The following is a 10,119-nucleotide window of genomic DNA, read 5'->3' as shown; positions in this document are numbered from 1 at the left end:
CAAGCTGGTGCAGTCCCTGCGCGGCGAGAAAAGCATCGGCTTTTCCCTGGAACTGGCCGAATGCCGCGTGCCCGTGGACAAGGCCATCCCCTTCGGGCTCATCGTCAACGAACTGGTGACCAACGCCGTCAAGCACGCCTTCCTGGACCGCCAGGTCGGGACCATCCGCGTGAGCGTCTCCCAGGAGGGGGGCATGGTGCGCGGAGCGGTGGAGGACGACGGCCGGGGGCTGGCCGAGGATTTCCATCCCGACCGGGTCAAGTCCCTCGGCATGCAGCTGGTGGTGCAGCTCTCCCGGCAGCTGCGCGGCGCGCTGACCTACGGTTCCGGGCCGTCCGGCACGGCCTTCCGCCTGGTCTTTCCCGAGAGCGAAGGGGCCTAGGCAGGCATCACGCCTTCCGACGGGCCTGCGGCCCTGAGCGTGTCGTCCGCCGCCGCCTGGGCTGCCTCCGTGGAGCGCCGGTCCTCAATATGGAATTCCCTAAAAGCGTTGCGGCGCATTTCTTCTGATGCGGGCTGCTCGGTCGGGCGTTGCCCCCGAACCGGGGCAAAGTTGCCTGCTGTCCTTGTCAGGATGCGGCGCGTGCACCCCTCCCGCCCGGGAAAGATGCGGCCGCGCGTGCGTCGACGGAAACGTCGGTGGAGGGGCCGGAAACCGAGCGTTCCGGTCGGGCGGCGGGGCTGCCGCCCGACCGGACGGGAAGGGCGTTTACGCGCCGAGAGCCTTGGGGCGCGCGCCCCGCTCAGGCGGGAAGACGATCTCCGCCCGGGCCGAGGAGCCGTCGCCGGAGGTGGAGACGGTGATCCGCGCAGGCACCTGATAGAACTCGGCCGCGCCGCGCAGGATGCCCTCGAAATATTCCGGATAGCCGCGACGGGAGTGGTAGGTCATGATCAACCGGTCGCCCTTGTCCTCGTAGGTGAATTTGGGCGGCTGCAGGCCAGGCATGTCCTTGGTCAGCTTGGCATGGGTCTCGTTCATGGTCAGGTAGAATTCCTTGAGGGTGCCGCCCTTGAAGTAGCGGGGGTAGAGCTTTTTGAAGCCCTTGATGGTGTAGCGGCCGAGGGCCTGGAAGACCTCGCCTGGGGTCTGCCCGGCCTTGGCAGCGGCCAACTCGGCCATCTGGCGCAGGACCTGGTCCGGATAGTTCTGCGTGGGCAGGAAGGTCGGGTGCCCCATGTCCTCCTGCAGGCTTTCGTAGACGGCTTCGCCGTAGCGTTCCCGGATGAATTCCTGCATGAGCTTGGGCAGGATGCCCTTCATGTTCCCGGCCGAGGCCCGCAGCTTGAGGTCCTTTTCGTGTCGCTCGGCGAAGGCCCCGGCCAGGCGCAGCAGGGACTGGGCCAGTTCGGCCAGTTCGCGCGTGGCCTGGGCGGTCTGGCTCGCGCCCTCGTCGGCCTCACGGGCGACTTCCGCGATGACCTCGATGTTGTGATTGATTTCCTCGGCGGCGGCGGACTGCTGCTCGGCGGCCGTGGCGATCTGGGTCACCTGCCCCGTGACTTCGCGGATGCGCGTCATGATGCGGCCCAACGCCTCGCCGGCCTTGGTCGTGGCCTCGGTGCTGCCGGTCACGCGCGTTTCGGTCTCCTTCATGGAGGCCACGGCGTGGCGGGAACCGTCCTGTATTTGGTGGATGGAGTTTTCCACTTCCTTGGTGGCGGTCATGGTCTTTTCGGCGAGTTTTCTGACCTCGTCGGCGACCACGGCGAAGCCGCGCCCGGCCTCGCCGGCTCTGGCCGCCTCGATGGCGGCATTGAGCGCCAGGAGATTGGTCTGGTCGGCAATGTCGTTGATCACGCCGATGATGCGGCCGATTTCCGCCGCCTGGCCATCCAGGGTGGTGAGTACCTGGCCGAGCTTGCCGGCGGATTCGGCCACGGACTGGATGCCCGAGACCGCGTTGCGGACTTCCGCCGTGCCGTTCTCGGCGGCGTGGTTGGCGGCGTCGGCGGCCTCGGAGGTGCGGGAGGCGTTTTTGGCCACCTCCACGACCGTGGCCGTCATTTCCTCCATGGCCGTGGCCACGGCGTCGGCCTGGCCTTTCTGTTGCTGCGCGCCTCGGGCCTGTTCGTCGGAAGAAGCGGAAAGCTCTTCCGAGGCCGAGGCCACGCGCTGGGCCAGTTCGTTGATCTCGCTGCCGAGGTTGTGCAGATTGGCTTGGGCGGTTTCGAGCTGGGCCTGCTTTTCGCGCAGGCCGGAGAGGTCCGTGATGCAGGTGACCGCGCCGAGCAGATCCCCTTTTTCTCCGTGAAAGCAGCTCACGGAAAAGTGGCAGGCCAGGATCGTGCCGTTCCACAGGGTCAGGTCGCTCTCGGCGACTTTGGCGCCGCCCGCGGCCAGCACCTTCTCGGTGATGGAGATCCCGTCCTTGTTGTAGAAGGCCTGGCTCACCGTGCGGCCCACCACGGACTTCTCATCCTTCTGCAGCATCTGGGCCAAGGCGTTGCTGGCATGGGTGATGACGCCGTCTTTGTTGCAGATGAAAAAGGGCGTGCCCACGTGCAGGATGGCCGCCCGGTAGTATTCGCGACGGCTCATGTTGAAGGACAGGACGTCGCTGGCCGCCTCGCCCATGGGACCCCACGCCTTCCAGGAGAGGACCTCGTCCATGAGAAAGGTCCTCGGGTGTTCCTTGATCTTGATCAGTCCCGCATACAGGGCGTTCGACGGGGCAAGGGCGCGGCCCACCAGCAGCCAGGTCGCGACGCAGCCGGCAAGGCCCGCCGCCACGGCGGCGATGATGTTGGGTACGAGAGCCGCCGCAACGATGCACAGGCTCAACAACACGCCCAGGATGAGAAGGGGGAGGGCCGGCGAGGCGTTCGTTTGCTCCTGCATGGGAACTCTCCAAGTTCTTTCGGTCGAGTTGAAACCAAGGGCAGCGAAACGTCAATGCCCATGAACGGCTTTTGCATCGCCGCATGCCGATGCGGCGTCTTTTCCGCTACGAATGCGTCTGCGTTTCGGCTTGCGGCAGTTCGACCGGACAGCGGCCGGTCGGGCGAAAGTTCGTGAAAAGCGCCCGGCCGAGCGCCGCCATGCCCGCCTCGGTCTCGCCGTACGTGGCCAGGCGCGCCCCGGCCCGGGGCAGGAGCGGCAGGTCGTAGGGCGACTGGGCCGCGACGAGGCAAAGCCGGTCCCCGGCCGCCCCGGAAAGGGCCTCGGCCAGGCGTCGCTGGCCGGCCTTGCCCCGGGCGTCGGTGACGAGCAGGATCACGCGCCGGGCCGGGCCGGCCTGCGCCACGGCCCGGGCCAGGTCGGCCTCGCCCGGGTCCGCGGGCAGGAAAAGCGTTCTCGGGCCGCTCCAGGCGAGGATGCCCGCCTCGGCCTCGGCGTCCACGGCCTCGCGGCCCAGGCGCGGCCGCACCACCAGCGTGCCGGAGTCGCGACCGGCGGGCAGGGCCGGGGCGACGGGGCCGAAGGCCGTCAGGGCCTGCGTGGCGATGTCGCGGGCCAGGGCGGCGCTGTCCGGCGTGGCCAGGCGCGTTTCGAAGCCCCGGGCGGGTTTGGAGAACGAGGCCGCATGCAGCAGGCCGTAACGTTCCTTCAAGCGCAGCACCGCCAGCGCCGCCGCGTCCAGGCGGGCCATGGGCACCCGGCCCGAGCGCACGGCCGCGGCCACCCGGTCCATGGCCTCCAGGCGCTCGGCGGCCGGCCGGCCGACGTCCGCGCCGATGAGCAGCACGTCGGCCCCGGCGGCCAGGGACAGGACGGCGGCCTCGGGCGTGCCGAAGGTGGCGGCCACGGCCCCCATGCCCAGCGAATCCGTGAAGATCGCGCCGCTAAAGCCGAGTCGGTCCCGAAGGACTCCGGTCAGGACGCGCCGGGAGAGCGTGGCCGGCAGGGCCTCGGGCTCCAGGGCCGGCGACAGGACGTGGGCGGTCATGACCGCTGGCGCACCGGCCGCGAAAGAGGCCCGAAACGGCGGGAAGTCTACCCGGGCGAGCATGGCCGCGTCGTGGTCCACCCGGGGCAGGCCCACGTGGGAGTCCACGGCCGTGTCGCCGTGGCCGGGGAAATGCTTGGGCGTGCACACGACGCCCGCCTCGCGGTAGCCGGCCGTGGCCGCGGCGGCCAGCCGCGACACGGCGGCCGGGTCCGAGCCGAAGGACCGGATGCCGATGACGGGATTGGCCGGATTGACGTTGACGTCGGCCACCGGCGCGAAATCGACGTTGACGCCCACGGCGGCGAGTTCACGGCCCGTGGCGGCGGCGGCGCGGCGGACCAGGTCCGGCCGGCCGGCGGCGGCCTGGGCCATCTGGCTCGGAAAGACCGTGAACCCCTGGCGCAGCCGGGCCACGGGCCCGCCTTCCTGGTCCACGCCGACGAGGAGCCCAAGCCCCAGCCGGGTGCCGGCGGCCGTCTCCTGGAGGCCGGCCGTGAGCGTGGCCACCTGCCGCGGCGAGACGACGTTACCCGGCGCGGCGTAGAGGATCACGCCGCCGAGGTGGCGCTCCCTGATCAGGGCATCCGTGTCCGGGGAGACGGTCGGCCCCTCGAACCAGACCATGAAGATCTGGCCGACCTTTTCCTCCAGGCTCATGGCGGCGAGCAGGGCGGCCGGCCTCATGGCGGCGGCAGGGGCCGGGGCGGGCGCGCAAAGCAGGCCGAGCGCAAGGGCCAGGACGGCGAGGAGCGGCCGCAGAGGCGACGGGCGCGGCGCGAGGAGCGAAAGCGTCAGGAACATGGAGTCTCCACGGGAGGATCAGGGTGTCGGCGCGGAACGCTTGTCGGCATACATGGCGGCATCGGCCTGCCGCGTCAAATCGTCGATGGTCTGGTCCGGGGCGGAGATGGCCACGCCGATGGACACGGACAGACCCGGCGAACCGGAAAGTCCCCGGTCCCTGGCCACCTGGGCCACGCAGGCCCGCAGCCGCTTGACCATTATGGCCGCCTCTTGCGGGCCGGCGTCGGGCATGAGCACCACGAACTCGTCCCCGCCGAGCCTGGCCAGGAGGTCGTAGGCCCGCACGCGGCCGGCCATGGCTCGGGCCACGTCGCACAAGACGGCGTCGCCGGTCTCGTGGCCGAACAGGTCGTTGACGGCCTTGAACCGGTCGAGGTCGCAGAAAAGCAGCGCCGCCGGCGTGCCCTTGCGCGCGGCCAGGCTCAGGAGCGCCGGCCCGTTGCGGCGCAGATAGGCCCGGTTGGGGATGCCGGTGAGCTCGTCGGAATCGCGCTGCCGGACGAGTTCCTCGTGGATCTTGACGTGGAGCAGATCGCCGGACAAAACTTCGCAGAAATGCTCCAGAAAATCCGTGCCCTTCAGCGGCGTGTAGCGTCCGGAGTCGACGTCGCCGAGGGCCAGGGCGCCGATGCGGCGGTCCGGCCGATACTTGTCGTAGAGCGGTGCGATGAAGCAGGACCCCCGGCCGAGTTTCGGCGTCTTGGCCAGGTCGCGGGGAGAGAAGAAAAATTGCGGCTGGGGCAGGGCGGCCACCGGGCCGACGTAGACCCGTCGCGCCGCGTCGCCCATGGGCAACGCGGCCAGGGCCTCGGACAGGGCCGTGGCCTCGGGGCAGGGATAGCCCGGCGGAACGAAAGCCTCGAAATCCTCCCGGGCCAGCAGGCAGGTGAGCGCCGGCACGGCCATGGCCCGGGCCAGTTCGTCCATGACGCCGGGCAGGTCGGACAGGTGGCGCAGCTGGCGCGAGAGGGTCAGGGCCGAGCGGAAGGTGAGGAAGGCCTGGTCGTTGATGCGGAAAATTTCCTGGAGCTGCTCGAGCCGTGCGCCCAGGCGGCGCTGGCGGTCGCGCAGGCGTTCGTTGTCGGCGGCCAGGAGGTCCTGCTCCTCGAGCGCCTGCGCCAACTCCCGGTCGCCGCGCGCGCCGCATTCGAGCAGGCCTTCGCACAGCGCCCGGAAATCCGCCTGCCTGCCTTCCGGCAGGAAGCGTTCCAGTTCCCGGGCCCTGGCCGTGAAATCGGTCGTGTCGGGGGGGCTTTCCATGGGGTATCGGGACCGTCTCTGCGGCCCATCGGCTCCGAGGCCTTGCTACCATCTTCGCGACCGGGCAACAACCCGCCGTCGCTTCGGGAAAATCTTGAGTTGGGTCCCATGAAAAATACGTCGGTATTTTTCAAGAAAAGATAGTAATTTTGGCATGTTGTCCTCGAAAAAGCACGTGCTTTTCCAGGGACGCAGCACCGGCCGGTCGTGCGCCTGCGGCCATGGAGCGCCCATGAAGATTTTGTTGCAGAATCTCACTCGCTTCGGTGATCTGCTCCAGTCCCAGCCGGCCATGGCCGAACTGGCCGGGCAGGGGCATGAGGTGGCCGTGGCCTGCCTGGAAAATTTTGCCGGCGCGGCGGCGCTTTTGCCCGAGGCTTCGGCCATCCTGCCCCTGCCCGGAGCGAAGTTTTTGGCCGGACTCGACGGCGACTGGCACAGGGCCCTGGCCGCCGTGGACGAGTACGTCGGCCGGGTCGCCCGGGAATTCGGCCCGGACCTGGTGGTCAACCTGACCCCGGCCCTGGCGGCCAGACTCTTGGCCCGCCGGCTTTGCGGCGACGCGGTGCGCGGCTTTTCCCTCGATCCTCACGGGTTTCGCCACGAATCCTCGGCCTGGGCCACTTTTCTCGAGGCCTCCTCGGCCAACAGGGGACTGAGTCCCTTCAACGTCGTGGACCTCTTCCGCAAGGCCGCCGGCGTCGGCGCCGGGCCGGGCCGCGTCGCCCTGGCCCGGCCCGATGCCGCCACGCTCGACTCGGCCCGGGAGCGCCTGGCCGCCGCCGCTCCCGAGGGCGCGGCCTTTTTCGTGGGCTTTCAGCTCGGGGCCAGCGCCGAAGCCAGGCAGTGGCCCACGGCGCATTTCGCGGCCGTGGGCGACGGGCTGTGGCAGGCGCTTCGCGCCGTGCCCGTGCTGCTCGGCGGTCCGGGCGAGAAGGCGCTGGCCGCCGCCTACCGGGAGCAAAGCCGCTCTCCCAGCGTGGACTGCATCGGCGCGACCGACCTGCCTGGTCTGGCCGCGACCCTTGTCCAGACGCGGCTTCTCGTGACCAACGACACCGGCACCCTGCACCTGGCCGCGGGCCTCGACATCCCGTCGATCTCCATCTTTCTGGCGACGGCCCAACCCTGCGACACCGGCCCCTACCGCGAGGGCTGCCTGTGCCTGGAGCCGGACATGTCCTGCCATCCCTGTCCCTTCGGCGTGCCCTGCCCCATAGGCCACGCCTGCCGCCAGGCCGTGCCGGCCGGCGTCGTGCTCGAGGCCGCCCTGGGCTTCTTCGAGGGCGGCGTCTTCGCCCCGGGGGCGTATCCCGGGGCCAGGGCCTGGCGATCGGCCTTCGACGCCTCGGGATTCATGGGGGTCGTTTCCCTGTCCGGCCACGACGGCGAAGCCAGGTCGGTGTGGCTGGGGCTGACGCGCCGGCTGCTCCGTCAATTCCTTGACGAGGAAGCCCTGGCCGACGACGGGGAACGCTCGCCTCTGGCGGCGGCGGTGTACGATCCCTTGACGGCGCTCCTTGGCCAGTCCGCCGACCTGCTGCGCCTGCTGGAGGGCCAGGCGGGCCTTGCCGCCAGGAACGCGGCCATGAAGGACCGGTTCCTGGGGACCTGGGAGCGGTTGCGCGGCCTGTGGACGGCCTCGCCGCACCTGGGGGCCCTGGGCCGCCTGTGGATGACCGAGGCCCAGCGGCCCTCGGCCGACCTCGAGGGTCTGCTCGGCCGCATCCGCCGCTACGCCGCCCTGGTGGACGCCCTGTCCGCGTGCCTCGTCCGTCTTTAAGGCCTTTGGCACGGTTGTTGTATGAAGCGAGGCGGGGATGGAAATCCTTTCCTCCCGACAACAACTCCAGAGGGAGGCGCGAGATGATAAGCGTGGACGGCCGCGAAACCGGCATGGACATCAAGCACTTCCAGAACCTTGAGGAAATCCTCCTCAAGATCATGGACGGCGGAGAACTCGAAGGCCGCGTGGTCACCGATGTCTTCGTCAACAACGAGAGCTTTTCCGAGATCTATCCCCACCAGGCCGAGGACATCGAGGCCGACGAGATCACCTCCGTCGAGGTCAAGAGCGTGCCCGTGGCCGACATGGCCGCGGAGATCGCCGTGGAGCTCGACAAGGTCGTCCTGCTCATGGAGCACGGCGCGCGCCGCGTGGCCGACCTTTTCCGCCAGGCCGACGACGCCGAGGCCCTGGAAGTCTACCAGGACCTCATGGACGTCACCCGCGACTTCCTGAACATGATCGGCGTGCTGCGCGACGAGAGCGTCCGCGTGGGGGCCCAGGCCTTCGACGCCGCCGCGGAAGAAATTTCCTCCCTGTTCTCCGAGATGGTGGAAGTCCTGGAGAACGAGGACTGGATCCTGCTCGCCGACCTGCTCGAATACGAGTTCATTCCGGCCATGTCCCGGTGGAAGGGCGTCATCGCCGAACTGCGGGAGAGCTTCCGGGAACACCACAAGGAATAACGTCATGTCCGACAAGCTTGAATACCTCGAAGCGGCCCTGGTCGCCGGTGAACGCGAACTGCACTGCCTGCTTGCGGGCGAGATCGAAGAGGCCGAGATGTTGGCCAAGGATCGCGGCCGGCTGCTGGAAATGGCCTGGCGATCCGCCGACCCCGAGAGCATCGGCCAGCTTCGGGACAAGCTGCACAAGCTCAAGAACCTGCAAGGCCAGCTCACGACCGAGGCCCGGCGGCTGCACGCCGAGCTCAAGACCGACCTGCAGCGGGCCAAGCAGGAAAACCAGCGCCTGTCCGGCTACCGCACCACCGTGCGGCCCAACCCCGCCGTGCGCCGTTATCTGGACAAGGCCGGTTGAGCCGACTCCCCTGGAAAGACGATCGCCGGGCCGGTCCCTTTGGGCCGGCCTTTTTTTACGCCCAGGATCGGGAAATCCTTGCCGGCTTTTTGACGGAAGCGCGGCACGGCCCTGGCGAGGCGGTGCAATATTTTGAAATAAAACGATAAAATTATTGGCAGGCTCCTTGCTATGGATGCGTCAGCCCGAAACGGGGGAGGGGCGGGGCGTCGTGCCCGGCCCAGGCAAAGGAGGACGGCATGCTTTCATTTTTCAGCGGCGACAAGAAGGCCCGGGGACGTCACGAGGAACTCAAGAAGGGCGCGCGGCTCAAAAACGCCAAGGAGCTTTTCTATTCCGGCAAGTTCCCGGTGGTGACCACGCCCGGGCTCGAAGGGCGCAAGGTGCGCAAGGTGCTCGGCCTGGTCAGCGGCCGGGGCTTCGACTCGGAATGCGCCTTCTACGGCCTGACCGCCAGCGCCCTGGACATCGGCGCGGACGCCATCGTCGGCTATCAGGAGAACGTGGCCTTCCACCCCGACGGATCCCGCTATTTTTCCTGCTACGGCACGGCCGTGATCCTGGAGCGCGAGCAGTCGGCCCAGGGGACGCGAAAGGCCGCGGGCGTCAATTCCATCATGCATTGAGCCCGGCCGGGTCGGCCGGACAAACAAAAGGAGAAACGCCATGAAGCGTCTCGCCGCAACCTGCGCCCTCGCCGCTCTGTGCGTTTTCCCCGTCGCGGCCGCGGCCCAGGAGTACACCCAGGGCACGTCCTACGTCGAACCCCGGGGCGGGGTCTACGGAACCACCAACCCCAACGTCAACGTGGTCGGCACCTACGGTGGCGCGGCCGGCCACTACGTCATGGACGGCGTGGCCCTGGAGGCCGAGGGTCTCGGCTACGCCGTGGACCAGAAGACCAAGACGGCCACTCCCCAGGGCATGGCCAGCAAGTCCGAGACCAACAACGCCGTGGGCGTGGCCGGCATGGCCAAGTGGAACTTCGTGCGCACGCCCAAGGGCACGCTGTTCGTCGGCGCGGGCGGCGGCGGCGTTTTCGCCGACAAGGAACTGCCCGAAGGCGGCCAGAAAAACAGCGGCATGGGCCAGACCGACCTCGGCGGCACGGTGTCGCTCGGCAAGAACGTGAGCCTTCGCGCCGCCGGTCGCTACCAGCACCTGGGCTCGTTTTCCGACAAGGGCCTGGACAGCCTCGGCGGCAACCTCGGCCTCAAGATCAGTTTCTAGGCTCCGTGCGGTCCGGCGCGCGCGCCGGATCGTCGCCGGGCCGGGAAGGGCGGGGGCGCGAACCGCACCCCGTGTCCACCCCTCAGCCCCGGATGCCGAGTTTCG

General features: G+C 68.9%; 9 protein-coding genes. 6 read left to right on the top strand and 3 right to left on the bottom strand.

Annotated features, from left to right (window positions below):
* A partial coding sequence (locus Q1K70_RS00960) for a sensor histidine kinase (protein WP_300154477.1) occupies nt 1-382 on the top strand: 382 nt, incomplete at its 5' end.
* Between the two features lie 327 nt (nt 383-709).
* Here the strand turns inward: Q1K70_RS00960 and Q1K70_RS00955 are convergent.
* From Q1K70_RS00955 to Q1K70_RS00945, 3 genes are all read right to left on the bottom strand, one after another.
* Nucleotides 710-2,842, bottom strand: a complete 2,133-nt coding sequence (locus Q1K70_RS00955; protein ID WP_300154475.1) for a methyl-accepting chemotaxis protein — start codon at nt 2,840-2,842, stop codon at nt 710-712.
* Between the two features lie 106 nt (nt 2,843-2,948).
* Complete coding sequence (locus tag Q1K70_RS00950) at nt 2,949-4,694, bottom strand: glycoside hydrolase family 3 protein (RefSeq protein ID WP_300154473.1); 1,746 nt, start codon at nt 4,692-4,694, stop codon at nt 2,949-2,951.
* 18 nt (nt 4,695-4,712) lie between these two features.
* Nucleotides 4,713-5,957, bottom strand: coding sequence for a DUF484 family protein (locus Q1K70_RS00945; protein ID WP_300154471.1), 1,245 nt, complete (start codon nt 5,955-5,957; stop codon nt 4,713-4,715).
* Nucleotides 5,958-6,189: 232 nt separating this feature from the next.
* On the opposite strand from Q1K70_RS00945, the gene Q1K70_RS00940 reads away from it, so the two are divergent.
* From Q1K70_RS00940 to Q1K70_RS00920, 5 genes are all read left to right on the top strand, one after another.
* A complete protein-coding gene (locus Q1K70_RS00940; protein ID WP_300154468.1) occupies nt 6,190-7,740 on the top strand; it encodes a glycosyltransferase family 9 protein in 1,551 nt (516 codons plus the stop codon).
* 83 nt (nt 7,741-7,823) lie between these two features.
* The gene (locus tag Q1K70_RS00935; RefSeq protein ID WP_300154467.1) at nt 7,824-8,429 is read left to right on the top strand and encodes a hypothetical protein; all 606 of its coding nucleotides are present in this window, start codon (nt 7,824-7,826) and stop codon (nt 8,427-8,429) included.
* Between the two features lie 4 nt (nt 8,430-8,433).
* On the top strand, nt 8,434-8,784 hold the full coding sequence (locus tag Q1K70_RS00930) for a hypothetical protein (protein WP_300154465.1): 351 nt from the start codon (nt 8,434-8,436) through the stop codon (nt 8,782-8,784).
* A 239-nt stretch (nt 8,785-9,023) separates the two neighbouring features.
* A complete protein-coding gene (locus Q1K70_RS00925) occupies nt 9,024-9,410 on the top strand; it encodes a hypothetical protein (protein ID WP_300154462.1) in 387 nt (128 codons plus the stop codon).
* 40 nt (nt 9,411-9,450) lie between these two features.
* A complete protein-coding gene (locus Q1K70_RS00920) occupies nt 9,451-10,014 on the top strand; it encodes a hypothetical protein (protein WP_300154460.1) in 564 nt (187 codons plus the stop codon).
* Nucleotides 10,015-10,119: the final 105 nt, after the last annotated feature.

It is taken from the genome of Solidesulfovibrio sp. (assembly GCF_029978005.1).
Classification (GTDB): domain Bacteria; phylum Desulfobacterota; class Desulfovibrionia; order Desulfovibrionales; family Desulfovibrionaceae; genus Solidesulfovibrio.
Note: the sequence above shows the minus strand (reverse complement) of the source record. Positions and strands in the feature narration are given on the sequence as shown.

Coding starts and splice junctions, on each gene's coding strand:
- Q1K70_RS00935 (WP_300154467.1), top strand. CDS start 7,824: ATGATAAGCGTGGACGGCCGCGAAACCGGCATGGACATCAAGCACTTC.
- Q1K70_RS00950 (WP_300154473.1), bottom strand. CDS start 4,694: ATGTTCCTGACGCTTTCGCTCCTCGCGCCGCGCCCGTCGCCTCTGCGG.
- Q1K70_RS00920 (WP_300154460.1), top strand. CDS start 9,451: ATGAAGCGTCTCGCCGCAACCTGCGCCCTCGCCGCTCTGTGCGTTTTC.
- Q1K70_RS00955 (WP_300154475.1), bottom strand. CDS start 2,842: ATGCAGGAGCAAACGAACGCCTCGCCGGCCCTCCCCCTTCTCATCCTG.
- Q1K70_RS00940 (WP_300154468.1), top strand. CDS start 6,190: ATGAAGATTTTGTTGCAGAATCTCACTCGCTTCGGTGATCTGCTCCAG.
- Q1K70_RS00930 (WP_300154465.1), top strand. CDS start 8,434: ATGTCCGACAAGCTTGAATACCTCGAAGCGGCCCTGGTCGCCGGTGAA.
- Q1K70_RS00925 (WP_300154462.1), top strand. CDS start 9,024: ATGCTTTCATTTTTCAGCGGCGACAAGAAGGCCCGGGGACGTCACGAG.
- Q1K70_RS00945 (WP_300154471.1), bottom strand. CDS start 5,957: ATGGAAAGCCCCCCCGACACGACCGATTTCACGGCCAGGGCCCGGGAA.